16 protein-coding genes, 2 rRNA genes, 1 pseudogene and 1 riboswitch are annotated in these 25858 nt (G+C 47.9%); of the genes and pseudogenes, 9 read left to right on the top strand and 10 right to left on the bottom strand.

The window, feature by feature from the left end; genetic code table 11:
• Positions 1-150 precede the first annotated feature (150 nt).
• Positions 151-1839, top strand: a complete 1689-nt coding sequence (locus NST70_RS15595; RefSeq protein WP_328228455.1) for a hypothetical protein — start codon at positions 151-153, stop codon at positions 1837-1839.
• On the opposite strand, the gene NST70_RS15590 is transcribed toward NST70_RS15595, so the two are convergent.
• Both NST70_RS15590 and NST70_RS15585 read right to left on the bottom strand, forming a co-directional pair.
• Positions 1798-2223 carry a hypothetical protein gene (locus NST70_RS15590; protein WP_342475448.1) on the bottom strand — a complete coding sequence of 142 codons (426 nt, stop codon included), beginning with the start codon at positions 2221-2223 and terminating at the stop codon, positions 1798-1800. The genes NST70_RS15595 and NST70_RS15590 overlap by 42 nt on opposite strands.
• Before the next feature lie 38 nt (positions 2224-2261).
• A complete protein-coding gene (locus NST70_RS15585; protein WP_342475447.1) occupies positions 2262-3743 on the bottom strand; it encodes a DASS family sodium-coupled anion symporter in 1482 nt (493 codons plus the stop codon).
• A 920-nt stretch (positions 3744-4663) separates the two neighbouring features.
• Between NST70_RS15585 and NST70_RS15580 the strand changes: the two are divergent.
• A pseudogene (locus tag NST70_RS15580) lies at positions 4664-5046 on the top strand (UPF0236 family protein); the annotation flags it as partial.
• A gap of 137 nt (positions 5047-5183) precedes the next feature.
• On the opposite strand, the gene NST70_RS15575 reads toward NST70_RS15580, so the two are convergent.
• From NST70_RS15575 to NST70_RS15555, 5 genes are all read right to left on the bottom strand, one after another.
• Positions 5184-6329, bottom strand: coding sequence for an ABC transporter permease (locus tag NST70_RS15575; protein ID WP_017551849.1), 1146 nt, complete (start codon positions 6327-6329; stop codon positions 5184-5186).
• Complete coding sequence (locus NST70_RS15570; RefSeq protein ID WP_017551850.1) at positions 6329-7444, bottom strand: ABC transporter permease; 1116 nt, start codon at positions 7442-7444, stop codon at positions 6329-6331. Before NST70_RS15570 ends, NST70_RS15575 begins: the two co-directional genes overlap by 1 nt.
• Positions 7445-7458: 14 nt before the next feature.
• Complete coding sequence (locus NST70_RS15565; protein WP_017551851.1) at positions 7459-8391, bottom strand: ABC transporter ATP-binding protein; 933 nt, start codon at positions 8389-8391, stop codon at positions 7459-7461.
• 118 nt (positions 8392-8509) lie between these two features.
• The gene (locus NST70_RS15560; RefSeq protein ID WP_017551852.1) at positions 8510-9613 is read right to left on the bottom strand and encodes a sensor histidine kinase; all 1104 of its coding nucleotides are present in this window, start codon (positions 9611-9613) and stop codon (positions 8510-8512) included.
• Positions 9598-10254 carry a response regulator transcription factor gene (locus tag NST70_RS15555; protein ID WP_017551853.1) on the bottom strand — a complete coding sequence of 219 codons (657 nt, stop codon included), beginning with the start codon at positions 10252-10254 and terminating at the stop codon, positions 9598-9600. The genes NST70_RS15560 and NST70_RS15555 overlap by 16 nt, the downstream gene beginning before the upstream one ends.
• 223 nt (positions 10255-10477) lie before the next feature.
• Here NST70_RS15555 and NST70_RS15550 point away from each other — a divergent pair, with 223 nt between their 5' ends.
• A complete protein-coding gene (locus NST70_RS15550; RefSeq protein WP_029143104.1) occupies positions 10478-11695 on the top strand; it encodes an MFS transporter in 1218 nt (405 codons plus the stop codon).
• Between the two features lie 21 nt (positions 11696-11716).
• On the top strand, positions 11717-13429 hold the full coding sequence (locus NST70_RS15545; protein WP_342475446.1) for an ABC transporter ATP-binding protein: 1713 nt from the start codon (positions 11717-11719) through the stop codon (positions 13427-13429).
• Between the two features lie 140 nt (positions 13430-13569).
• Here the strand turns inward: NST70_RS15545 and NST70_RS15540 are convergent, their stop codons facing one another.
• Positions 13570-14031, bottom strand: a complete 462-nt coding sequence (locus NST70_RS15540) for a hypothetical protein (RefSeq protein WP_014096890.1) — start codon at positions 14029-14031, stop codon at positions 13570-13572.
• Between the two features lie 259 nt (positions 14032-14290).
• Positions 14291-14392, top strand: a riboswitch (purine riboswitch).
• 131 nt (positions 14393-14523) lie between these two features.
• Here NST70_RS15540 and NST70_RS15535 point away from each other — a divergent pair.
• From NST70_RS15535 to NST70_RS15525, 3 genes are all read left to right on the top strand, one after another.
• Positions 14524-15852, top strand: a complete 1329-nt coding sequence (locus NST70_RS15535) for an NCS2 family permease (RefSeq protein WP_014096891.1) — start codon at positions 14524-14526, stop codon at positions 15850-15852.
• Positions 15853-15967: 115 nt separating this feature from the next.
• Positions 15968-16813 (top strand): transcription antiterminator, encoded by an 846-nt coding sequence (locus NST70_RS15530; RefSeq protein WP_211062380.1) that lies wholly within the window; start codon positions 15968-15970, stop codon positions 16811-16813.
• Positions 16814-17230: 417 nt separating this feature from the next.
• Positions 17231-19213 (top strand): beta-glucoside-specific PTS transporter subunit IIABC, encoded by a 1983-nt coding sequence (locus tag NST70_RS15525; RefSeq protein WP_342475445.1) that lies wholly within the window; start codon positions 17231-17233, stop codon positions 19211-19213.
• A 27-nt stretch (positions 19214-19240) separates the two neighbouring features.
• Here the strand turns inward: NST70_RS15525 and NST70_RS15520 are convergent, their stop codons facing one another.
• Complete coding sequence (locus NST70_RS15520; protein WP_026684240.1) at positions 19241-19426, bottom strand: hypothetical protein; 186 nt, start codon at positions 19424-19426, stop codon at positions 19241-19243.
• Positions 19405-20655, bottom strand: coding sequence for a dicarboxylate/amino acid:cation symporter (locus NST70_RS15515; RefSeq protein WP_014096894.1), 1251 nt, complete (start codon positions 20653-20655; stop codon positions 19405-19407). Before NST70_RS15515 ends, NST70_RS15520 begins: the two co-directional genes overlap by 22 nt.
• A 370-nt stretch (positions 20656-21025) precedes the next feature.
• Between NST70_RS15515 and NST70_RS15510 the strand changes: the two genes are divergently transcribed.
• Positions 21026-22579: ribosomal RNA gene (locus NST70_RS15510) — 16S ribosomal RNA — on the top strand.
• Between the two features lie 319 nt (positions 22580-22898).
• Positions 22899-25831: ribosomal RNA gene (locus tag NST70_RS15505) — 23S ribosomal RNA — on the top strand.
• Together the 16S and 23S rRNA genes form the textbook arrangement of a ribosomal RNA operon.
• Positions 25832-25858 lie beyond the last annotated feature (27 nt).

Genomic DNA, 25858 nt, shown 5'->3' with positions numbered 1-25858 from the left:
ATCCATTGTGCGGCCAGAAGCTAGAGGGGCTTAAAACTGGAGATTGACAAAAACCGTTTCAAAAGTCCTCCCCCGCATGCCATCCATCTTCTATTTTAATGAAACTTCTTTTCCAGTTTTTCGTATAGATGATCAGAAAGGGTGGTTGATGTGGGGTTACTCATCATTTTTACGGCCATTTTTGCGATGGTTGCCGCGGTGCTGGTATTTCCTTTTTCAGATAAAAAATTGAAACACGCCGGCGAGCCGCAAAATGGAGAAAAACTGAAGACATTTTTATCTTTATTCCTGTTAGTGTGGGTGCTTTCTGCTGTTTTTTTCTACGTGACGAAAAGGGATATGAACCCATCGGTTTTCTGGCCGGCACTGTTTTTTGCTTCTCTTGCCGGTGCTTTTCTCGCCAGTGGAAAAGAACAGTTCGCAAAGGGGCTCGTTTTGCTCGTTTCCTTGGGCATCGCCGGGTATATGCTGACAGCGCCGCTTTGGAATGCCGGGGAAAAATATCACACAGCGAAAATGGCGCAAAAAACGGAAATTGAGCCGTTTGATGAGCGGGAAACACCGGCGAGCGTGCCGCCGAAGTTTGCGCGCAATAAAATGAAGAAGTCATTCGGCCAGGTTCCGAATGCAAGTTATTACCAGTTGGGAAATCTGCAAATCCAGAAAGTGAACGGCAAATACGTTTATATTGCGCCGGTGGAATTTTCCGGATTTTTTAAATGGCTAAAAGGCAGGGAAACACCCGGATATTTTGTGATGAGCGCAACAGATGCGGATGACAATCCAAAATTTGTAAAGCAAAATATGCGCTATACGCCTTCTTCTTTCTTACAGAAGAACCTGTCCCGCCACATTCGCCTCCATTATCCGAAAAAGATTTTTTACGGCGAGCCGCAAGTGGAAGTGGATGATCACGGCAAATCGTATTATATCCGGACTTACGGCCATTTTATATCGGCAAGGAACGGATTTAAGGCGGAAGGCATTGTACTTGTGGATCCGGAATCAGGGGCCATGAAGTCCTATTCTTTAAAACAGGCGCCTGCTTTTATTGACGGTGCTGTTTCTCCGGAAGCCGTCAGCCTGCAAAACAGTTATTTCGGCAAATTTGTCCACGGTTACTGGAACACGCTGTTCGGCAAGCGGGATGTGAAGCTCCCGACGGATGAAGGAACGGAAGCAAATGTCAGCCCGATTTTTAATGATAAGGGGACGATGTATTATTTTACCGATTTTACGAGCCCGAAAAAAGATGTGGACTCGATGCTCGGCTATTCGCTCACAAATGCGCGGACCGGGAAGGCCACATATTATACAGGCAATTTGCAGGAATCGTATATGGATTCGCAAGGCAATTTGCAAATTGTCGAGAAAAAATTTATCGAGAAGAAATGGAAAGGCTCGATGCCGATTTTGTACAATTTTTACGGCGAAGCCAGCTGGCTGACGCCTGTGCTCGATTCCAACGGTTTTCTGCAGACGTATTTTATCGTTTCCGCGGCCAATCCGGAAATCTCGGTGAATGCTTCGACACCCGATGCTGCGCTTAAGTTGTATAAAATTGCCCTCCGGCACGGCGGCAGCAGTGTTGACGGCTCATCGGGTTCGGAAACGAAAACCGTTTCCGGCAAGGTGCTCCGTGTTTATAAAGAGAAAACGGGCGATTATACCAATGTCTCCTTCCTGCTTGCTAGCGGACAAAACTTTACCGTCAGCTCGGATACCGTCCCAATGGCCATTTATTTGAAAGAAGGAGACCAGGTGAAGGTGACTTACCTCAGTACCGGCGAAACCTTTTTACCGGTGAAGGCAATGGAGATAAAGGGGATTGGAAAGTAAAAGCAGAACAGGGGCCGGGAAACCCCTGTTCTTTTTAGGCGTAAAATGAGCCGCGCGGCCGTTCATGGCCCGGATGCAGGCCCACACATGTACCAAATACTGGTTTTTGCTGACATGGTACGGCAGCCGGTTTTTGTGCGTTTTTTGCACGAGATCATGGTAAAGTGCAAATAACGCCGGGCCAGATGCAGGGTGCTTTCGGGCTTTCCGGTAATAACGCTGTTGCTCAAGCCGGTCTGTTTTTTCATCATAATAATGCGTGCCATCCGCCTGCATCTTTCCTTTATTCTCTGACAAAATCCTTTTGAACCGGGCAGTACCGTATTCATACCATGCCTGGTTATTCCTGATTTTTTCCAAAATGATATCCCGGTTGCTGTCCATTAAACCATCCCCATTTGCCTTTATATCAAAGAGCCTGTTTACAGCAATCCGACCCATTTCCAGTATGTCATGCTGAACAATAAGACTAATAGATAACCGATAATAGTCAACGGCAGGCCTGATTTCAGAAAATCTTTTGCCGTAAAAGCGCCTGTCCCGTATGCAAGCATGGCTTGCGGCGAGTTGACCGGGAGCAGGAAACCGATGCTGATGACAAATTGCTGGATCAGGACAAATCCGATCCGGTTGTCACCCAGATGGATCGTGGAGGTGAGTGCAATAAAGATCGGAATCAGTGCTGAAGACAGGCTGGTCGCACTCGCAAAGCCGAGATGAATCAGGATATTGAACAAAGCTACAAGGGCAATCGTAGCGATGAGCGGCATCGTTTCCAGACCGAGCGAGCCGAATATTTTGTTAGACAGCCACTGTGCCCCGCGGGTATCCAACAAAACCGTACCGAGCGAAATGCCGACTGCAAACACGATCACGGTTCCCCACGGAATGAGATGCTCAACTGTTTTCCAATCAAAAACCCCGATCTTTGGTGCCAGTAAAATCCCAATCGCAACAATTGTTACAGTGGTCGTATCAAAAGGATGAAGTTTTCCTTCCGTCGTCCAGAAAAGCAATAAAAGCAGGGAAATCACGATTAAACGGATCTCAGAAGCTTTTAAATGGCCGAGTTCTTCTAATTGGTTTTCGATTAAATCTTTTCCTGCCTCAAGGGCTTTTGTTTCCGGCTTGATTAAGTGGGTCATCACGAAAAACAAAAGGATGGACATGATGATTGCCCACGGAGCGGCATATAAAAACCAGGAACTCCATGTAATGTCTGTTTCAAATTCTTTTTGAATAAACCCGAGTGCGACCATATTTTGGGCGGCCGCCGTTTTGATGCCGATGTTCCAAATGGAAACTGCCTGTACGGAAGTAATCACCAGCAATGCGCCGAGTTTGCTGTTGTTCGGCAGCCCGAATGCAGCCACCATTCCGAGTAAAATCGGGACCACGGCACCGGCACGGGCAGTGGCGCTCGGGACAAAAAATGCCAATACGATGGAAACAAGGATCGCGCCAAAGACGAGGTTGCTCGTTTTCGTGCCGACACGGGACAAGATCCAGAGGGCAAGCCGTTTATGAAGATTGGTTACCTGCATGGCAGCAGCCAGAAATAAGGCAGCGGCCACAAGAGCAACGGCAGAGCTGCTGAATCCGCTGAGGGCCATGGCCAGGGCATTGCCTGTTCCCGTCATTTGTGCAGGATCCTGGATACTTGGCGCAAGTCCGATCAAGAGTGCAATTAACCCGACAATCATGGCGGCGCTGACCTGATAGGAAACGGCTTCCGTCACCCATAAAATCAGTGCGAAGGCAAGGATGGCGAGTGCACGTTGGCCGGCTACCGGCAGGCCTTTCGTATGCGGGAGAAGCGTAATCGCAATCAGAGCGGCAAAAGCAGCAGCGATCCAAACCCATTGCCATTTGGTTTTCTTCATTTGCTGGTTGGCGCCATTCATTATGATCACTCCCTTGTGAATTCTTCCAAATATTTACCCTATATGAATTGTAGCAAAGTGGCAGGAGAGAAAATGTTAAAGATTGGTGTATTTTTGCAAGCGGTTCCGTAGATTTCAGCAGGATGCATAAAATAGGAAATTTCTAAGCACTCAGGTGGATATAAAAGGAGACGAATATTTATGGGACCATTTACAGGGAGAAGATTAAAAGAAACAGGGAAGAAAACCAGCCCGGCCCGGTTTAAACATTTGCAGGTTTTATTTTGGTATTATAGAATGCTATAATTATGGAAAGACAAGCAATATTTTAAACTGTTCTAAAAAATTAAAAGCTAAAGAACTTAAGGAAAGACTTTTGAGAAAACATGTAAACATTTATATTGAAAAAGTTAAAGGGCTGTTGTAAAAATATTGGTCTTATTTTTCATTTTCATACAAAGTATAGGAAGGATTCGTTTTAATCCCCTACAAAATACACCTATAATTCTGTTATTTATTATTTTATAATTTGAAATAAAAAACATAAATGGTAGTTGGCGGCATAGTTTCCCTGACAGATAAGAACAGGCAGCTTGGGATTTGGCAGGAAATACAGTAGATTATTGTACTGCTGGCCAGAAAATTCAGCAAGAGGTTTTTCCTGAAAAAAAGATGTGGAAACGCGGGAGTACCGGCTTTTAAACCTGGGCAATCCGGAAGCATATGGCGGTCTGAGGATAAAAATTCTGTTTAAGATGTATACAACAAAAGATTTACAATCAAAGGGCTGGCATAGGCCCTTTGATTGTATTAAAATTATGGCTCATAAAAAGGTATGTGTAAAATTTTACTCGCAGGGGCAGATGAGTGGAAAAAAATAGGAAGACACTCTATCATCTAAATGTACACCATGAAATGAACATCTAGAGAGAGGTCTTCCCATGGATATTATATCAATAATTGCTGGATTATTAAAGGATACAAAGAGTCTTATTGAATTTGAAGAACAGGTTAAAATTCTGATGCAAAAAGTTTTTACACTATGGGTTGGGGACGTATTTGAGAAGTTAGATCAAACGATTAGACTGAAGAAACAGGCGGAAGGATGGCAGTACTGCCGGAGTGATTACAGGAGCGTTCAGTTTCTATTTGGAAGTGTGAATTTTAAACGCTCATTCATGCATGACAAGAGAGGGGGTTCGCATTACCCTCTGGATGAATGCTTGGGGCTGGTACCACATCAGAGATACAGCCCGTTAGTGGAATTGAAGGTGGCAGAGCTGGCAAGCGGGAACGGGGATCCAAACGGGAACTTGCGGAATTGAAAAGCAGGTGAATGGGGTGTTCCTGGTCCTTTGCGGCCTGCGGATCGATTGGCTGCAGCGGAGCAAAGCAACCTATGTAACCTTAGCCCGCAACATGCCAAAAAGAGAGGCGGATCTGCCTCTCTTTTTGCAGGAACTATACAAAGTTGCGGGTATTGCGGTTTCTGCTGAACTGGTAAATGGCGAACAGGAAGAAACAAAGCGCAAAGGCAATCAGGATCAAAATGTTTAAATACAGACTGCTGAGCGGATGGCCGGTTTGCAATTTGTCCAGGGTTTCCAATGTCCAGCGCTGGGGCAGGAAATCGGATACTTTCTGCAGGGCTTTCGGCATGATTTCCACCGGCCAGAAGCAGCCGGCAAGCATGCACGTCGGTACGACGATTAATGTTTGCAGCGAGTTAAAAGCATTCCGGCTGTTTGACAATGATACCATCATTAAAGAAATGCCGGTTGAAATCCAGGCAAACAGGAACATGACAGCTGACATTTGCCAGATGGAAAGATTCATCGTCATATGGAAAACATCCTTCATGGCTGCTGTGATCAATACAATTTGGACCGCCATCACGATCAGATTGCAAAGTACATTGGACAATACATACTTGCCAGCGCTGACCGGCGAAGACAACAGCCTGAAATACGTGCGGTTTTCTCTTTCGGCAAGAATCAGTTCAGACAAATTGAAAGCAGACATGAGCATAAACAGGATAAGCACGCCCATCGTCTGGTAGGTCAAATCATTGGATTGGGAAAGATCCTGCAAATGAATGGTTTTCACTTTATAGGAAGCTTTTTGGAACTCATCATACATCGTTTGAAAAGCCTGTTCGTTTCCTGATGATACTTTGCTGATGGATACGATATGACCGATGTATTGATATAAATAGGATTGAATAAACTTTGTTACTTCTGCTCCCTTAATTGAAGTCATCCGGATATGGGCAGGATTTCCGCTCCGGACACTTTCGGCAAACCCCCTTTCAAAAATAATGGCACAGTCGAGCTTTCCGTCCGCCAATTGGCTTTTCATTTCGGATTGCGAAATTGCGGCTGTTTTGACATTGTTCAGCCCGCTCAGGAAATGGACCGTATCAGCGGCAATTTGGCTGTGATCTTTATCCACGATGCCGACGTGGAGGGCCTTTACACCGCTCCCGCCGTATACAAGGAAAGCGATAAAGATGCTGATAAAAGGCAACCCGATATACAGGAGAACATTTCTTTTCTTTCGAAAGGTTTTGCTTAATGTGTTGCGGGCCAGCCATAAAACGTCTTTCATTACAAACCCTCCCTTTTTTGCAGTGCGGTTACAGAAATCAAAAGAATCAATAGGGCAATGCAAAGATTAGCTGCCGCGACCGGGATGGCAGCAGATAAATCATTGTTGTAAATGATTTTCGTAATCGCCTGGTTGATCCATGTCAGCGGCGAAAGGTTTAAAAGGGCCTGCAATTTGCCAGCATGCTCAATTTTGAAATAGGCGCCGCCAAAAAACGAGGCAAGTTGGATAAAAATGTTCAGGATGGCTCTGGCACCTGCAGATTTGCTGAACATACTGACGCCGATGCCAATACTGACGGAAAAAATGATTTCTGTCAAAAGCAGGAGACAGACAAGCGGTAGATGGTCTCCCCAATTCGCTTTGTAAACGACCTTGCTCACTACGATAAGGAGTGCGATGCAAAGGGCATAAACGAAAACATACGCGAAAAGCTTTCCGATAAAAATACTGCTTTTCCTGACAGGGGCGGCGATAAGCCTGTCAGCTGTTTTTCGGATGCGCTCCCCTGCAATTAAAGTGCTCGATCCTAAAGACGCATACAGACATATCATTGTGGTGATCACGATCGCATAATAATCCATTGAACCGGGCTGCTTTTTCGGCAGCAGCGATTCTGTTTGAATGTAATTGTTTTTGACCTTCCCGAAGGCAGCCCCGGCTTTTTCGGGCGCGGTTTTCATCACTTCGGCAGCAAGATTGTACTGGTCGGTAAAAGCCGAAAATACCCCTTCTAAAATACTGCCTTTTATGCTGTTTCTTCCGTTCGTATACAGTCGGATGCCCCGGCCGTTTACAACGGCGTAACCATCCGCGTTGCCAAGTTTTACTTCTTTCAATCCGTCCGTGTTTTTGCCGGCCTTTTCAAAATGGATATCTGATTTTTCCGCATACTGTTGGAATGTATGGAAATAGGGTGCGGCATTTTTATCCAGGCTGCTTTTGTACAACACGTGAATCTCGCCGACCGAAACCGTCTTGTCAAATGCATTCGAAAGGGCGGAACCGAGCACAAGCATTAAAACGAGCGGGAATGCAAGCATGAAAATAATGGTGCGTTTGTTGCGAAATGCGGTTATTACTTCTTTTTTTAAGATGTGCAGGATGCTTGACATCACTTTTCTCCTCCCTAATCCCTTAAATTCCGGCCGGTTAAGGTTAAAAATACCGTTTCAAGGTTCGGTTCTTTTTCCTGCAGGGCCTTAATTTCAATATGCCGGCTGATCAAAAATTCAAGAATCAGATTTAAATTGTTAATGCTTGCATCCGACTGGATCCGGATCGTGCTTTCATGGACGGATACCGTTTCAACGCCTTTAATCTTCCTGATTTCCGCGGCATCGGCCGCATCTGTTTTCACTTCAATCCGGACTTCTTTTTTGTCTGTGATGATCGACTTCAGCTGCTCCTTTGTGCCTTCTGCAATAATTTTCCCATGGTCAATAATCGCGATGTTTGTGCAGATTTCTTCCACTTCTTCCATGTAATGGCTCGTATAAATAATGGTGCAGCCCATTTCATTCAGTTTACGTACGGAGTTTAAAATATAATTGCGGGACTGCGGGTCAATCCCGACTGTCGGTTCATCCATGATGATCAGTTTCGGCTGATGGGCGATCGCACAGGCAATATTGAGGCGCCTCTTCATCCCGCCGGAAAATTTGTCCGGTGTGCTTTTATGGTGGTCCCCAAGGCCGACAAAAGCGAGTGCTTCCCTTGTTTTCGCATCCAGTTCACTGCCGCGCAGGCCATAGAGCCCGGCGAAAAAACGGACATTTTCAAAAGCGGTTAAATCTTCGTAAATGGCGAGATCCTGCGGGACAATGCCGAGATTCATTTTCGCAAACCGTTTATTTTTCATGATGTTTTTCCCGAGGATTTCAATGGTCCCGCCATTGCTTCTTAACAGGCCGGCAATCATGTTGATCGTCGTACTTTTGCCGGCGCCGTTTGCCCCGAGAAAACCGAAAATTTCCCCCTCCTTTACTTGCAGTGAGATCCGGTCGACCGCAATAAAGTCGCCGAATTTTTTCGTCAAATTCCGGATTTCCAATACGTTCATGGTTTCTTTCCCCCTGACTTCCTTTATGACTTTAGTATAAAAAAAGGAACGATACCCGGTAAGTGGGATCGTTCATGACTTTCATATGAAAAAATTCATGTTTTGAAGGTGAGGCTGTTCACGGCTCAATGGGAAGCAGGGTGGTCACGGAAAAACCGTGCGAACCGTCGGTGATGACATGGCCTCCAAGTGTTGCTGCTCGTTCCTCCATGCCGGTAATGCCAATCCCTTTTTTGATTTTGGCGGCACCTTTGCCATTGTCTTTTACTTCTGCTTTGATGATTTTATTAAGGATTTGAATGTTGATGGCAATCTGTGATGCATCGGCATATTTGCGCGCATTGGTCAGCGCTTCTTTCACATTTTCTTGAATGATTTTCCACTGTACATGGGTAATGCAGTCGAGATTGCCGCTGTAAGTGAGCACTGTTTCAAGTTCATATCTTGCGGAAAACGCATCTAAAGCAAGCTGCAGCCGGTGAATGCCGACTTGTTCAACGGGCGGTTTCATTTGTTTCAGCGTCAGCCGGATGCTTTCAATTCCTTCTTTTGTAATGGTGATGGCGTTTTGCAGTAACGCCCGTGCCTGTGCGGGATCTTTTTCCAGAAGGCTTTTTGCCGCTTCCATCTGGATGAGTGCGCCGGTCATCGCGTGGCCGACATTGTCGTGAATTTCCTGCGAAATCCGGTTCCGTTCTTCCAGCCGGTAGGTGTATTCAGATTGGCGGATGAATTCCTCGTTTTCATTCAGGCGGCGCGCGAGCCTCTGGACTGAAGTGCGCAGCCGGTCAAGCTGCTGTTCTTTCTTTTCCAGTCGGTCTGCGTACGTAATGGCCGTATCCCAAATGATCCAGCTGAAGGCTGCCGAGAAAACATACTGGCCGGCTGTCCCAGTTTTTAAATAAAAAACGGGTACAAGCAGGATGAGCGCCTGTATCGATCTTGGAACGGGCCACCTTGCGGCGAGCTCCAAAACCGATAGCGGCGCGAAGATGACAAACAGGGGATTCACATATAAAGCGCCGAAACCGGCAATACCGATGGAGCAGGCCGCAAAAAAAGCGGGAAACGCCTTCCTGTTCCAAATGTACATCGCGATATTTGCTATAAAATAGAGTAGAAGCAGGAATACAGCGGGAGCCAGAGGCAAATCTTCCTGAACAGCCATGAAAGCAGCCCAGCCAATAAGTGCCAGCTTTGCCGCAATCAGCCGGGATTCCATGTTTTGTTCCCTTTCCCTGTAAGATAATAAACGGCAATCTGTGTGCGGTGCTCAAGCCCTGTTTTGCCAAAAATGGAGGTAATGTAATTTGCGACCGTTCCTTCTGAAATGTACAAGGTTTTGGCAATTTCTTTATTGGAAAAGCCTTTTGCAATCAGGGACATGATTTCACGTTCTCTTTCCGTGAACTTTTTCATGTCTATTTTCGGTTCCGGTTCTCTGCTGCTTAAATTGGATTTAATTTTATCGAGAACCGTATCCTGGAAAATGCTGTTGCCGTTATAGACACTTTTGATGGCATCCCGGATTTTTTCAGGATCATTATTTTTCAGCAAGTAGCCTCTTGCCCCGTTTTTTAATGCATCGACAATATATTCGTCATCGTCAAAGGTGGTCAGGATCATCGGTTTGGCAGATGTTTGGGCTGCAATGATTTTCGCAGCTTCGACGCCGTTCATCTCCGGCATCCGTACATCCAAAAGGGCGATGTCAACCGGTTGGTTAAGGCAATATGCTACCGCTTCCTTGCCGTTTCCGACTGTTGCCATGACTTCGAACTCTTCGTATGACGATAAAATGATTTTTAACCCTTCGCGTATAAAGGAATTGTCATCGGCAATCACAATTTTAATTTTATCCATCCTTTTCCCTCCGTCCCCGCCTTTTCTTCTTTCCATTATAGCTGAATTGCACCCGGCATACATTCTGTTTTTTATCTTTCCGCTTTGTTCTTTCTATTTTGCGGGCGCATTCTTTGCGGCATGGGCGTGTGGGATTGAATGATTGGAACAGAAAGAAAAAAAGGTTATGATAGATAGTATGGTACGGAATTTTTGAATTTGCAGCAAAGGGGTTTGTGCAGACATGAAATACATCGAGCAAGGGACAAGAAAATTCCGCCTGGCAAATCTTGCGCTATTTGCCGGGGGATTCAATACGTTTGCGATTCTCTGGGGGATGCAGCCGCTTCTGCCGGATATTGCCAGGCAGTTTCACCTGTCGCCGACAATGTCGAGCCTGAGCCTGTCTTCTACCACCGTAACGCTTTCCGTGAGCATGCTGATTGCCGGATCGTTGTCGGAAGTGTTCGGGCGAAAATCCGTGATGTCTTTTTCACTGATTGCTTCGTCTGCCCTCTGCATCCTGACCGCTTTTGCCCCGACTTATCATTTGCTGATTGTCTGCCGGGTGCTGCAGGGCCTTGTGCTTGCCGGGCTGCCGGCTGTTGCCATGGCATACCTGGGGGAAGAGATTTTGCCGTCAAGCCTCGGACTTGCGATGGGGTTATATATCAGCGGGAATTCGATCGGGGGCATGGCAGGGCGGATCATCTGCGGAACTTTGACCGACTTTTTCAATTGGCATGTGGCGCTGGCGTCGATCGGGGTGATCAGCCTGCTCGCAAGCATCCTGTTCTGGGCCGTGCTGCCGCCGTCTTCCCACTTTACTGCCCGGAAGTTTGAAATCGGGAAACTGGCGGGAAGCCTTGTCCGCCAGCTTGCGGAACCGGGCCTGATTTATTTGTTTTTGATTGGATTTTTATTAATGGGGAGCTTTGTTTCGCTGTATAATTACATCGGATTCCAGCTAATTGCGCCGCCGTATTCGCTGAGCCAGACGGTCGTCGGCTTCATTTTTATCGTCTACCTTGTCGGTACATTCAGCTCGGCATGGATGGGGATGCTTGCGGACCGGCACGGCAGGCGGAAAATTTTGCAGCTTTCGCTCCTTATTGTGCTCCTGGGGGCCTCGATTACGCTTGTTCCATCTTTATGGCTGAAAATTTTTGGCATTGCCGTGTTCACATTCGGCTTTTTTGCCGGCCATTCGATCGCAAGCGGCTGGGTTGGCCGCCTTTCCTCCCATGATAAAGCGCAGGCTTCCGGATTGTACTTATTCTTTTATTATATCGGCTCGAGCATCGGCGGGACAGTCGGGGGCGTGTTCTACAGCCGGCTCGGATGGAACGGGGTTGTGCTGATGATCGCTGCGCTGACGGTGCTGGCCATTGTGTTTTCGGTCCGGCTGGCCGTGATTGCAAAGAGAAAATGGCTTGTTTCTACACGGAATGCTTCCAACTAATTTTTTGACAGGAGGGGACATATGTTACGCCGCTTTTTTTCCTATTATTTGCCGCATAAAAAGCTGTTTATTCTGGATTTTACGAGCGCGGTGATTGTCGCTGTTTTTGAACTGGCCTTTCCGCTTTGTGTCCAGTGGTTTATTGACAGCCTGCTGCCGAGCGGAAAATGGGCAACGATTACGAGCGTCAGCATCGCGCTGCTTTTCCTCTATTTGATCAGCACATATTTGCAGTACATCGTCACCTACTGGGGGCATCAGCTCGGCCTCAATATTGAAACGGATATGCGCAAAGAATTGTTTGTACACGTGCAGCGGCAGTCTTTTTCATTTTTTGATAATGTGAAAACCGGCCACGTCATGAGCAGGATCACAAACGATCTTTTTGACATCGGCGAACTTGCCCACCACGGTCCGGAAGATGCTTTTATTGCCGTCATGACGTTTCTCGGCGCGTTTTGCATTATGTTTACGGTCAATGCCAAACTGGCTTTTGTCACCCTTATTATTGTGCCGTTTTTGGTCTGGATCATCACGTATTGCAATATGAAAATGAACGAGGCATGGGGCAAAATGTACGGCGAGATTGCCGAAGTGAATGCGCGTGTCGAGGACAGTGTGGCAGGGGTCCGCGTCGTCCAGTCATTTACGAATGAAAATTATGAAATCACGCAGTTCCAGAAAAATAACAAACGGTTCCGGAAAGCGAAATTGCTTGCGTATAAAACGATGGCGCTGACCAATTCCAGCACGTATATGATGAGCCGGCTGATCGTCCTTGTCGTCCTTGTATACGGGGCATGGCTGGTATACAGCGGGGAATTGAAATACGGCGAGCTGGTCGGTTTTGTGCTGTATGTGAACGTGCTGTTCAAGCCGATTGATAAAATCAGTGCGATCATGGAGCTGTATCCGAAAGGGATGGCCGGTTTTAAACGGTTTACAGAATTACTGGACCGCACGCCGGATGTCCGGGACAGGGAAAATGCGGTCGAGGTTCCGGCGTTAAACGGCAACATCGCGTTCAACAATGTCAGCTTCGCTTATCCGGGCGGCCAGCCTGTGTTAAAGAGGCTGAATCTCAAAATCCGTGCCGGGGAGACGGTTGCATTTGTTGGGCCTTCTGGTGCAGGGAAAACGACCATTTGCTCCCTGATCCCACGCTTTTACGATGTGAATAGCGGCAGCATTACCATTGACGGAATGGATATCCGCAATATGACGAAAAAATCGCTCCGCTCGCAGATTGGCATTGTTCAGCAGGATGTCTTCCTTTTTGCCGGCACCATCCGCGAAAACATTGCGTACGGAAAATTGGATGCAACAGATGAAGAAATTGAAGAAGCAGCCCGGCGCGCCCATTTGGAAGAGGTCATCCGTGCGCTGCCTGATGGGTTTGATACGCAAATCGGCGAACGCGGCCTTAAGCTTTCCGGTGGGCAAAAGCAGCGGCTGGCGATTGCGCGCATGTTTTTGAAAAATCCGCCCATCTTAATCCTGGATGAGGCAACGTCTGCCCTTGATACGGAAACCGAAAGGCAAATCCAAGCGGCATTGGATGAACTGGCAAAAGACCGGACAACGCTTGTCATTGCGCACAGGCTGGCGACCATTCGCAATGCTGACCGGATTGTTGTCGTCACCAAGGATGGAATTGCCGAACAAGGGCGCCATGATGAGCTCCTTACCCGCGGGGGGATTTTTGCAAAACTGCACGAGGCCCAGTACCAATAGTAGATCCGGGCCTGCCTTTTGGTACGGAGTGGTTTTAAAAAATGTTGGTCCCCGCCTGCTGGCATGGTTTATTCCGTGTATATGGCGGGGTTTTTAAAAGAAAAAAACGCAGGCTGTCCGCTGCGCAAAATGGAAGCTTCTTATCGGGCTTTTTTTAAGTGGCGGATATCCGTCTTGACATTTATTAAGTCTTCGAACAAGACATCCATTTTATCATCCAGCCTGGCATAATAGTTGTCGAGGTTGTCCAAATCTTTTTTCATGCCCGCGATATCCTGCTTTACTTCTGCTCTTTCGCTTTTCAGGGAAGCAACATCCTGTTTCAGCACTGCAACATCTTGCTTCAGCTCGGCAACATCTTGTTTTAGCACTGCGACATCCTGTTTCAAACCTGCAACATCCTGCTTTACTTCTGCCATTTCGCTTTTCAGGGAAGCAACATCCTGTTTTAGCACTGTAACATCTTGCTTCAGCTCGGCAACATCCTCTTTCAGTCCGGCGATGTCTGCTTTCATTTCTTTCATCTCTGCCTTCATTGAAAGGACTTCGCCGGACAGTTCTTTGATGGCCGTAAGCAGCATTTCGTTTGTGACTTCTGCCATTTTTCCACCTCCTTTGTCGAATATATGCTCATTCTAAGGGATGATGTCCTTTCCTGCAACTGGCGAAAAGCGAAAAATGGGGCTCTCTATTTCGTGAATTGGGGGCGGATAAATGAAAAATCGGTTCTCTGCCAGCCCAAAAATTTTATTTTTAACAAAATGGCGGCCCACAAACGAACGAATATTAACCTGCAGCAAGAGGAAAATGTTCGTGTTTTCTATTGACTTCTTTTCACTTTCCCGTTACAATCAATCTTGTCAATTCAATATGCAATACCATCGTATATATTCAGGGATATGGCCTGAACGTTTCTACCAAGCTGCCGTAAATAGCTTGACTACGAGGTAATGAGATAGAGTCTGAGGGCAATCGTATAAAAATAGCAACCTTTGCCCCTCCTCATTCCTTAAGTCTGGCGTTTCGGGCGTTTACGTTCGGAACGTTTTTCTGTTATGGCGAATTTGGAAATTCCACAGGAGGGATAAGGCAACATGAAGAACTATTTTGAGTTTGAAAAAATCGGAACAAGTTACCGCCAGGAATTTATTGGCGGACTGACAACCTTTTTGGCTATGGCCTATATTTTGGCCGTAAATCCGCTGACATTGTCGCTTGCCAGCGTAAAGGGACTTCCGGCTTCCATGCATATGGACCAGGGGGCTGTATTTGTGGCCACCGCCATTGCTTCCGCGATCGGTTCAATTGTGATGGGCCTTTTTGGGAAATATCCACTCGCGCTTGCTCCTGGCATGGGATTGAATGCCTTTTTTGCTTATACAGTCGTCCTGAGCTACAAAATTCCTTGGCAGCACGCACTCGCCGCTGTCTTTATTTCCGGCGTTTTCTTCTTTCTGCTCACACTGACGGGCATCCGCGAAAAATTGATCAACGCCATTCCGATCCAGTTAAAACACGCGATCGGTGCAGGCATCGGCCTGTTCATCACGTTTATCGGGCTGAAAGATGCCGGCATTATTGTCGGGGATGATGCAACGTTTGTCGCCTTGGGGGATTTGTCAAAAGGGCCTGTTCTGCTTTCCATTTTCGGGCTTGTGGTCACCGTTATTCTGATGACAAGAGGGATAAAAGGTTCCGTTTTTTACGGCATTATTCTTACAAGTATTGTCGGGATGATTTTTGGATTGTTGAAGGTGCCGCATCAAGTTGTCAGTTCGGTTCCAAGTTTAAGTCCGACGTTCGGCGCGCTGTTCAGTTCATTCGGGGACTCCTCTTTCTGGTCGGCGCAAATGATTGGTGCTATTTTAACGTTTTTCTTTGTCGACTTTTTTGATAATGCCGGAACGCTTGTGGCGGTTGCAAACCAGGCAGGGCTCATGAAAGACAACAAACTGCCGAATGCAGGACGGGCACTTGTGTCAGATTCCATTGCGACCATTATTGGGGCTGTGCTCGGGACTTCGACGACAACTTCCTTTGTCGAGTCTTCGTCAGGGGTTGCCGCAGGGGCAAGAACCGGTTTTGCTTCTCTTGTTACGGCCTGTTTCTTTATTTTATCGATCTTTTTCTTCCCGCTTTTATCAGTCATTACTACCAACGTCACAGCACCGGCGCTCATCATTGTCGGCGTGCTGATGGTATCGAACTTGCGTCATATTGAATGGGATAAATTCGAAATTGCCGTACCGGCTTTCCTTACATTGATTGCCATGCCGCTCACTTATAGCATCGCAACCGGGATTGCCATTGGTTTCATCTTTTATCCGATTACGATGATTGTAAAAGGAAGAATCAAAGAAATCCATCCGGTCATGTATTTCTTCTTTGTCGTCTTCTTACTGTATTTTATTTTCTTAAAATAGTGCCCAAAAAACTTGCAGAGCGCGCTCTGCAAGTTTTTTTATGGCGCTTGAAATTGAAAAACCGGCGCATTTCATTTAAACTAATCATATTGTACTATAGCCGAGGGGGATTGAAATGGAAGCTTTTATCGTTAAAAAAGTTTTAAACAATAATGTACTTGTTGCCTCCCACCCCCGCTATGAAGAAACGGTGTTGATTGGAAAGGGGATTGGTTTTAACCGAAAAAAAGGGGAGCCCATCCCGCAGGCATCCGCTGAAAAAATGTTTGTGCTGAAAAACGAAACAGAACAGGAACAGTATATGAAGCTGATTCCTTCTATTGATAATCAAACCCTTGAAGTGGTCATTTCGGCGATTGAAATGATCCGCAGCCGGGCGGATTCTCCTTTAAATGAACATATCCATGTTGCCTTGACAGACCATATTGCTTTTGCGATCGACCGGATCCGGAAAGGGCTGGCTGTCAAAAATCCGTTCGTTGCCGAAACGAAAATTCTCTATCCGCGCGAATACGAAATTGCCTGCGAAGTAGTGGATTATATCAATGAAGCAACGGACGTCTATTTGCCGGAAGGGGAAGCCGGGTTTATTGCCTTGCACATCCACAGTGCCGTAACGGATAAGCAACTTTCCGAATTAAGCCGGCATTCCCATCTGATCGGGCAGCTCATTTCCACGGTTGAGCATGAATTTAAAATGACTTTTGACAAAGACAGTATTCATTACATGCGCCTTGTCCGCCATTTGCGCTATACGATTGACCGCGTGCTGACGGGGGAAAAAGTGGAGGAGCCCGAGAAATTGAATCATTTTCTGCAACAGGAATACCCGCGGTGTTATAATCTGTCGTGGAAATTGATCAAAATCATGCAACAAGCATTACAAAAACCGGTGTACGAAGCAGAAGCCGTTTACCTGACGATGCATCTGCAGCGGATTCAAACCAAAATGGAATCATGAAACGCCATCCTGATCGCGGGCATACATGGCATGCGTGATGAAAGGCTGAATATATGGCAAAACGCCGTGATTTTTCATGCCGGGATGTAGAATGCTTTTTTAATTTTTTTCTTGAAACAGGAAACCTATGGTGCTATAATTTGTCGTGGAAATTGTGAATGATGCAGCAAACAGTAAAAAACCGGTATACGATGCAGAAAGCCGTTTTTCTGGCAGCATGCGTCTGAAACGGGTTCCATAAAAAAATAATCAATAGTTATCATAACGTGTTACTGATTCGATCAGGCATGAGTGAAAAAGATGCCGGGAGTGGCAGCCGCCACAGTCTTCCCGCTTTTTCCTCATGCCTTTTTATTTTCCTGGGGAATTGCTGCACGTCTGTTTCCGGAAACCATCATGATTTGAGGAGGATTTTGCATGGCAAAGAAAGATTACTCACAGCTTGCCCGCGATATTGTGGCAAATGTCGGAGGGCCTGATAATGTAAAGTCGCTTGTGCACTGTGCCACCCGTTTGCGCTTCCGGTTAAAAGATACAGGCAAGGCAAACAAAGAAGTGCTGGAAGGCTTACCAAATGTACTGACGGCGGTGAATGCAGGCGGACAGTACCAAGTCGTGATCGGGGATGAAGTCGTTCCTGTTTATAACGCCATTATGGACCAGTATCATTTTACGGCTTCCGATGCGGGGGCTGAAAACGATGCGGCTGCAGAAGAAAGCGAAGAAAAAGGCAATATTTTCGACCGCTTTGTGGCAGTGCTTTCCGGTATTTTTACGCCGTTTATCTCCGTCCTGGCTGGTGCTGGCGTTTTAAAAGGCGTTGCCATCCTTTTGGCAAACACCCATATCGTGTCTGAATCATCCGTCTGGTACAGCATCCTGGACGCGCTTGCAACCGGTGTGTTTACATTGCTGCCGATCTTTATTGCGATTACGGCGGCGGATAAGTTTAACACAAACCGGTTTATCTCTGTTGCTCTTGCTGCAGCGATGATTTACCCGCTGACAGACAGCGCGATTCCAAAAATCGGCCACATTGCCGATTACGCCATCAACTTTAAACAGTACGGCGGTGCAGTGATTCCGACCATTTTGGCCATTTGGATGATGAGTTATATTGAAAGATGGTTTAAGAAACATTTACCGGCTGTTGCCCAGCTTGTGTTTGTGCCGTTTTTCACTTTGCTCGTTGCCGGCGCCCTCACTTTTATCGTGATCGGCCCATTAGGCAATGCGATCGGCATGGGTCTTGCTTACGGCTATCAATACTTGTACAGCTTAAGTCCTGCTGTTGCTGGATTTATTCTGGCCGGGCTGTTCCAGGTGTTTGTCGTCTTTGGGCTGCATTGGGGGATTTTGCCAATCTCACTGATTAACATTCAAAACTATGGTTATGATACGCTGCTTTCGATGATGTTTGTTGCCGTTTTCGGACAGTTTGGGGCGGTGACAGGCGCGATTTTCAAAGCAAAAAAATCGAAAAACAGGGAAATCGCCGTTTCCGCTGCAATCAGTAACTTCTTCGGCATTACAGAGCCTGCGATATACGGCATCAACTTGAAATATAAAAAAGGTTTTATTTTCGGTTTGGCCGGCAGTGCGATCGGCGGCGCTATTGCTGGTTTTGCCGGTGTAAAAGCTTTTCAGTACACGCCGATTATGAATTTCTTTGAACTTCCGCTGTTTATCGGCAAAGGTTCAAGCGTTGCCATGGAAGCTGTTGCGGGTGTTGCCGCATGGGCGATTGCGTTCGTACTTGTATTGATCTTCGGTTTTAATGAAGAAAACAATGAAAAAATGCTCGCAAACGTACAAATGGGCAAGAAAAGCCTGACGGAAAAGAAAACGGCAGCTGTGGAAAGCAAAATGGAAGCGGAACAAAAAGAACTGCCAAAAGTGGATACAGCCGGCATGGAGCTGAACGAAATTGTCTACAATCCGGTAAAAGGCCGCGTTGTTCCGTTAACCTCTGTAAATGATCCGGTCTTCAGCTCGGAAGCGATGGGAAAAGGGGTTGGCGTTGTGCCGGAAGAAGGAAAAGTGGTCGCTCCATTTGACGGACAAGTATCTGTTGCTTTTCCGACCGGCCATGCATACGGCTTGCAATCCGACCGCGGGGCAGAAGTATTGATCCACGTCGGCATTGATACCGTCAACTTAAACGGGGAACATTTCCATTCCAATGTAAAAGCCGGGGACCGCATCAGGAAGGGTGATGTACTCGGCACCTTTGACCCGGAAAAAATAAAAGAAGCCGGCTATGACACGACAACGATGGTGATCGTAACCAACACGATGGCATATGATGCAGTTGAACAAGCCGCAGTCGACGAAACCTATGCGGACGAAGCTTTGCTGAATCTGTATAAAAAACAGGAAACAGCTGTGAAAACAAACTAATTTTACGGGCAACAGGCTGCCCCTTTTTTAAACAAGAAATCCGCCGGGAAAATCATTTTTCCCGGCGGATTTTCCATTTCCGTCATGTTTTTTCCGAAACAGCGTTTCTTTTAAGAAACCGGCGGAAATGCCGGCTCCTTCTCCGGCCGCCACGGATTCCGCCTGAGAAGCGGGCTGCCTTGTTCTTTCTTTTACTGCGTGCGGCTGAGCCAATGTTTTCCTTCTACGAGCCGGGAAACGAGCATGGCGCTTACCGTGTTTCCGGTTGAGTTTAAAAGTGTGGCCGGGACATCAATAATCGTACTGATTACTGCAATAATCGGCAGCGACTCCGGCGGGAATCCAAAAACGCTTAAAATCAGCATCTCCCCGATCATACCGCCGCTCGGGATCGCCCCCATTACCGCGCCAACAAGAAATGCAACGGCAATGACTGCCAGCATATGGGGCAGGCTTGTCAAATCTTTTCCGAACAAGGTGAACAAAAAAACGATTTTCAGCACGCCGCCAAACACAGAGCCGTCCTTATGCGTGTTCGCACCTAAAGGAATCACTGTTTCTGCGATGTCGGAAGGCACATGCATTTTTTGAACGGTTTCCAAATTAATCGGAATGCAGGCAGCACTTGAACAGGTCGCAATGGCCGTAACAGAAGGGGGGACCGCATTTTTCCAAAACACCTTGATGCCCTCCGTCCCCCCGGCCATAAAGGCATATAAGGTAAAAAAGCCGAAAAAATAAATGATCGTTAAGATCAGGTATAAACCAAACGAACGCGCATATCCTTCCAAAATTTGCGGGCCAAGTGTGCCGATGATGGAAGCAAAGTAACACCCAAGCCCGATTGGCGCATAATACATGATGATTTTAACAAATTTCATCATGACGGCTGTTCCTGATGCCAAAAAAACAGCAACAGGCTTTCCTTTCTCCCCGGCCAATGTGGTAGCCAGGCCGAACAGAACAGAAAAAACAATCAGCTGAAGCATATTCGTTTTGGTAAATAAATTTGGAAAATCAGGCACTGTGAACGTTTGAACAAGTTGTTCGAGAAAAGACGGATGAGTACTATTTTGCCGGCTGCCGTCAGCTTTTGCCATCATTTGTTCTATGGCGGTTGTATCTGTATGCGCAAGCGGCTTGATGATGAAAGTGCCGCCAAAACCAATGATGGCTGCCAAGAGGGAAGTGCCAAGAAATACAAGAATGATGCTTCCTAAAATTTTGCCCAAACGGCCAAGACCGGCCATATTTGCGATGGCAGAAGAAATGCTGAAAAAGACAAGCGGAATAATAACCGTAAACATTAAATTTAAAAATAAATCCCCGAATGGCTTTACAACTTCTGCTTTTGAGCCTGCAACCACGCCCGCAATGCCGCCAATGATGATGGCAGCCAACAATATGGCAGTGGATTTGTAATTGCGAAAAAATGTTTTCAAAATCAACCTCTCCTTAATCGGAAAATGCATCGCTCCTACACGTTTTCATTTTCCACTGATAACAAAAAGAAGTCAATTTGATTTTGCCCAAAAGATCCCCGTGTGTCGGTCTTTTTGTTGGTAATTTGATGGATTGGGTTTGGAAAAAATTTCATGCCAATTTATATTGACTTAGGATAACACGGATGGTATGATAATAAAGCTGACTCGACAGGAACTGATAAATATTGGGAGTCTGATAAAAAAGATGTTGACAGCGAATTGATATTTTGATATAATAATTAAGTCGCTGTTAAGAACAGCAAAGATTGTTCCTTGAAAACTGGACAAAACGAAACGTCAAATTCTTTTTGAGCTTTTATCAAACATCTTTACTGAGAGTTTGATCCTGGCTCAGGACGAACGCTGGCGGCGTGCCTAATACATGCAAGTCGTGCGGACCTTTTAAAAGCTTGCTTTTAAAAGGTTAGCGGCGGACGGGTGAGTAACACGTGGGCAACCTGCCTGTAAGACCGGGATAACGCCGGGAAACCGGGGCTAATACCGGATAGTTTTTTCCTCCGCATGGAGGAAAAAGGAAAGGCGGCTTCGGCTGCCACTTACAGATGGGCCCGCGGCGCATTAGCTAGTTGGCGGGGTAACGGCCCACCAAGGCAACGATGCGTAGCCGACCTGAGAGGGTGATCGGCCACATTGGGACTGAGACACGGCCCAAACTCCTACGGGAGGCAGCAGTAGGGAATCTTCCGCAATGGACGAAAGTCTGACGGAGCAACGCCGCGTGAGTGAAGAAGGCCTTCGGGTCGTAAAACTCTGTTGCCGGGGAAGAACAAGTGCCGTTCGAACAGGGCGGCGCCTTGACGGTACCCGGCCAGAAAGCCACGGCTAACTACGTGCCAGCAGCCGCGGTAATACGTAGGTGGCAAGCGTTGTCCGGAATTATTGGGCGTAAAGCGCGCGCAGGCGGCTTCTTAAGTCTGATGTGAAATCTTGCGGCTCAACCGCAAGCGGTCATTGGAAACTGGGAGGCTTGAGTGCAGAAGAGGAGAGTGGAATTCCACGTGTAGCGGTGAAATGCGTAGAGATGTGGAGGAACACCAGTGGCGAAGGCGGCTCTCTGGTCTGTAACTGACGCTGAGGCGCGAAAGCGTGGGGAGCAAACAGGATTAGATACCCTGGTAGTCCACGCCGTAAACGATGAGTGCTAAGTGTTAGAGGGTTTCCGCCCTTTAGTGCTGCAGCTAACGCATTAAGCACTCCGCCTGGGGAGTACGGCCGCAAGGCTGAAACTCAAAGGAATTGACGGGGGCCCGCACAAGCGGTGGAGCATGTGGTTTAATTCGAAGCAACGCGAAGAACCTTACCAGGTCTTGACATCCTCTGACCTCCCTGGAGACAGGGCCTTCCCCTTCGGGGGACAGAGTGACAGGTGGTGCATGGTTGTCGTCAGCTCGTGTCGTGAGATGTTGGGTTAAGTCCCGCAACGAGCGCAACCCTTGACCTTAGTTGCCAGCATTGAGTTGGGCACTCTAAGGTGACTGCCGGTGACAAACCGGAGGAAGGTGGGGATGACGTCAAATCATCATGCCCCTTATGACCTGGGCTACACACGTGCTACAATGGATGGTACAAAGGGCTGCGAGACCGCGAGGTTAAGCCAATCCCAGAAAACCATTCCCAGTTCGGATTGCAGGCTGCAACCCGCCTGCATGAAGCCGGAATCGCTAGTAATCGCGGATCAGCATGCCGCGGTGAATACGTTCCCGGGCCTTGTACACACCGCCCGTCACACCACGAGAGTTTGTAACACCCGAAGTCGGTGAGGTAACCTTTACGGAGCCAGCCGCCGAAGGTGGGACAGATGATTGGGGTGAAGTCGTAACAAGGTAGCCGTATCGGAAGGTGCGGCTGGATCACCTCCTTTCTAAGGGGAAAAGCGTAGGGCGCTCGTTCATCGGCGTACGGATTTCGAAGTCTTCGACTGAGATAAAGGAAACATGATGAGCCTTAAAGGCGAATCGATGCCCGCTTATCGTAGGGAGAAGACGTAGAAATACGCTAGCCGATAGCGCCCGGAGCTAGACATAAAAGGAAAACCTTCGGTTTTCCGAAATTAAGTTTGGCGTTTCCGTTTTGTCCAGTTTTGAAGGTCCAATCCTTCAGTATGTGTTCTTTGAAAACCGGATAGGAGAAATAAACCAAGTAAACCGAGAATCGCTTATTTTTGGATTTAAACCTTTTATGGTTAAGTTAGAAAGGGCGCACGGCGGATGCCTTGGCACTAGGAGCCGATGAAGGACGGTACAAACACCGATATGCTCCGGGGAGCTGTACGTAAGCTTTGATCCGGAGATTTCCGAATGGGGAAACCCCCTGTCTTTAATCGGACAGGATTCCTGCCTGAATCCATAGGGCAGGAAGGGCACACCCGGGGAACTGAAACATCTCAGTACCCGGAGGAAGAGAAAGCAATTGCGATTTCCCAAGTAGCGGCGAGCGAACAGGAAACAGCCCAAACCGGAAGGCTTGCCTTCCGGGGTTGTAGGACACTCATATGGGAGTTACAAAAGAACGGGGTAAGTGAAGCGGCCTGGAAAGGCCTGCCGGAGAAGGTAAAAGCCCTGTAACTGACACTTCGTTCTCTCCCGAGTGGATCCTGAGTACGGCGGGACACGAGGAATCCCGCCGGAATCCGGGAGGACCATCTCCCAAGGCTAAATACTCCCTAGTGACCGATAGTGAACCAGTACCGTGAGGGAAAGGTGAAAAGCACCCCGGGAGGGGAGTGAAAGAGATCCTGAAACCGTGTGCCTACAAGTAGTCAGAGCCCGTTAACGGGTGATGGCGTGCCTTTTGTAGAATGAACCGGCGAGTTACGGTCTCATGCAAGGTTAAGCTGAAGAAGCGGAGCCGCAGCGAAAGCGAGTCTGAACAGGGCGAAAGAGTATGAGGCCGCAGACCCGAAACCAGGTGATCTACCCATGTCCAGGGTGAAGGCAAGGTAACACTTGCTGGAGGCCCGAACCCACGCACGTTGAAAAGTGCGGGGATGAGGTGTGGGTAGCGGAGAAATTCCAATCGAACTTGGAGATAGCTGGTTCTCTCCGAAATAGCTTTAGGGCTAGCCTCAAGCGAAGAGTTTTGGAGGTAGAGCACTGTTTGGACGAGGGGCCCTCATCGGGTTACCGAATTCAGACAAACTCCGAATGCCAAAAACTTATGCTTGGGAGTCAGACTGTGAGTGATAAGATCCATGGTCGAAAGGGAAACAGCCCAGACCGCCAGCTAAGGTCCCAAAGTATACGTTAAGTGGAAAAGGATGTGGCGTTGCTTAGACAACCAGGATGTTGGCTTAGAAGCAGCCATCATTCAAAGAGTGCGTAATAGCTCACTGGTCGAGTGACGCTGCGCCGAAAATGTACTGGGGCTAAACGTATCACCGAAGCTGCGGATGGACACCGTATGGTGTCCGTGGTAGGAGAGCGTTCTAAGGGCGTTGAAGCCGGACCGGAAGGACCGGTGGAGCGCTTAGAAGTGAGAATGCCGGTATGAGTAGCGAAAGAAGGGTGAGAATCCCTTCCACCGAATGCCTAAGGTTTCCTGAGGAAGGCTCGTCCGCTCAGGGTTAGTCGGGGCCTAAGCCGAGGCCGAAAGGCGTAGGCGATGGACAACAGGTTGATATTCCTGTACCGCCTCTTCACCGTTTGAACGATGGGGGGACGCAGGAGGATAGGGCAAGCGCGACACTGGTTGATCGCGTCCAAGCAGTTAGGCCGGTGCGGAGGCAAATCCTTCGCGCCAAGGCGGAGCTGTGATGGCGAGGGAAATTTTAGTACCGAAGTTCCTGATTCCACACTGCCAAGAAAAGCCTCTAGTGAGGTGAAAGGCGCCCGTACCGCAAACCGACACAGGTAGGCGAGGAGAGAATCCTAAGGTGAGCGAGAGAACTCTCGTTAAGGAACTCGGCAAAATGACCCCGTAACTTCGGGAGAAGGGGTGCTTTTTGGGGTGTATGCCCCGGGAAGCCGCAGTGAATAGGCCCAGGCGACTGTTTAGCAAAAACACAGGTCTCTGCGAAGCCGCAAGGCGAAGTATAGGGGCTGACACCTGCCCGGTGCTGGAAGGTTAAGGAGAGGGGTTAGCCGTAAGGCGAAGCTCTGAACTGAAGCCCCAGTAAACGGCGGCCGTAACTATAACGGTCCTAAGGTAGCGAAATTCCTTGTCAGGTAAGTTCTGACCCGCACGAAAGGTGTAACGATCTGGGCACTGTCTCAACGAGAGACTCGGTGAAATTATAGTACCTGTGAAGATGCAGGTTACCCGCGACAGGACGGAAAGACCCCATGGAGCTTTACTGCAGCCTGATATTGAATTTTGGTACAGCTTGTACAGGATAGGTAGGAGCCTTGGAAACCGGAGCGCCAGCTTCGGCGGAGGCATCGGTGGGATACTACCCTGGCTGTATTGAAATTCTAACCCGCACCCCTTACCGGGGTGGGAGACAGTGTCAGGCAGGCAGTTTGACTGGGGCGGTCGCCTCCTAAAAGGTAACGGAGGCGCCCAAAGGTTCCCTCAGAATGGTTGGAAATCATTCGCAGAGTGTAAAGGCATAAGGGAGCTTGACTGCGAGACTTACAAGTCGGGCAGGGACGAAAGTCGGGCTTAGTGATCCGGTGGTTCCGCATGGAAGGGCCATCGCTCAACGGATAAAAGCTACCCTGGGGATAACAGGCTGATCTCCCCCAAGAGTCCACATCGACGGGGAGGTTTGGCACCTCGATGTCGGCTCATCGCATCCTGGGGCTGTAGTCGGTCCCAAGGGTTGGGCTGTTCGCCCATTAAAGCGGTACGCGAGCTGGGTTCAGAACGTCGTGAGACAGTTCGGTCCCTATCCGTCGCGGGCGCAGGAAATTTGAGAGGAGCTGTCCTTAGTACGAGAGGACCGGGATGGACGCACCGCTGGTGTACCAGTTGTCTTGCCAAAGGCATCGCTGGGTAGCTATGTGCGGAAGGGATAAGTGCTGAAAGCATCTAAGCATGAAGCCCCCCTCAAGATGAGATTTCCCACAGTTTATACTGGTAAGATCCCTGAAAGATGATCAGGTTGATAGGTCCGGGGTGGAAGCGCGGCGACGCGTGCAGCTGACGGATACTAATCGATCGAGGACTTAACCAAATAGAAAAGCGAAGGTGCCTTGCTAAG

It is taken from the genome of Weizmannia sp. FSL K6-0777 (assembly GCF_038593185.1).
In the GTDB taxonomy this organism is placed as follows: Bacteria; Bacillota; Bacilli; order Bacillales; family Bacillaceae_C; genus Weizmannia; species Weizmannia faecalis.
This window is presented reverse-complemented; position numbering and strand designations above follow the sequence as displayed.

Excerpts from the sequence above, each read along its gene's own strand:
- NST70_RS15560 (WP_017551852.1), bottom strand. The coding sequence starts at position 9,613 with ATGGAATCCCGGCTGATTGCGGCAAAGCTGGCACTTATTGGCTGGGCT.
- NST70_RS15525 (WP_342475445.1), top strand. The coding sequence starts at position 17,231 with ATGGCAAAGAAAGATTACTCACAGCTTGCCCGCGATATTGTGGCAAAT.
- NST70_RS15530 (WP_211062380.1), top strand. The coding sequence starts at position 15,968 with ATGGAAGCTTTTATCGTTAAAAAAGTTTTAAACAATAATGTACTTGTT.
- NST70_RS15590 (WP_342475448.1), bottom strand. The coding sequence starts at position 2,223 with ATGGACAGCAACCGGGATATCATTTTGGAAAAAATCAGGAATAACCAG.
- NST70_RS15570 (WP_017551850.1), bottom strand. The coding sequence starts at position 7,444 with ATGTCAAGCATCCTGCACATCTTAAAAAAAGAAGTAATAACCGCATTT.
- NST70_RS15550 (WP_029143104.1), top strand. The coding sequence starts at position 10,478 with ATGAAATACATCGAGCAAGGGACAAGAAAATTCCGCCTGGCAAATCTT.
- NST70_RS15575 (WP_017551849.1), bottom strand. The coding sequence starts at position 6,329 with ATGAAAGACGTTTTATGGCTGGCCCGCAACACATTAAGCAAAACCTTT.
- NST70_RS15565 (WP_017551851.1), bottom strand. The coding sequence starts at position 8,391 with ATGAACGTATTGGAAATCCGGAATTTGACGAAAAAATTCGGCGACTTT.
- NST70_RS15585 (WP_342475447.1), bottom strand. The coding sequence starts at position 3,743 with ATGAATGGCGCCAACCAGCAAATGAAGAAAACCAAATGGCAATGGGTT.
- NST70_RS15540 (WP_014096890.1), bottom strand. The coding sequence starts at position 14,031 with ATGGCAGAAGTCACAAACGAAATGCTGCTTACGGCCATCAAAGAACTG.
- NST70_RS15545 (WP_342475446.1), top strand. The coding sequence starts at position 11,717 with ATGTTACGCCGCTTTTTTTCCTATTATTTGCCGCATAAAAAGCTGTTT.
- NST70_RS15555 (WP_017551853.1), bottom strand. The coding sequence starts at position 10,254 with ATGGATAAAATTAAAATTGTGATTGCCGATGACAATTCCTTTATACGC.
- NST70_RS15535 (WP_014096891.1), top strand. The coding sequence starts at position 14,524 with ATGAAGAACTATTTTGAGTTTGAAAAAATCGGAACAAGTTACCGCCAG.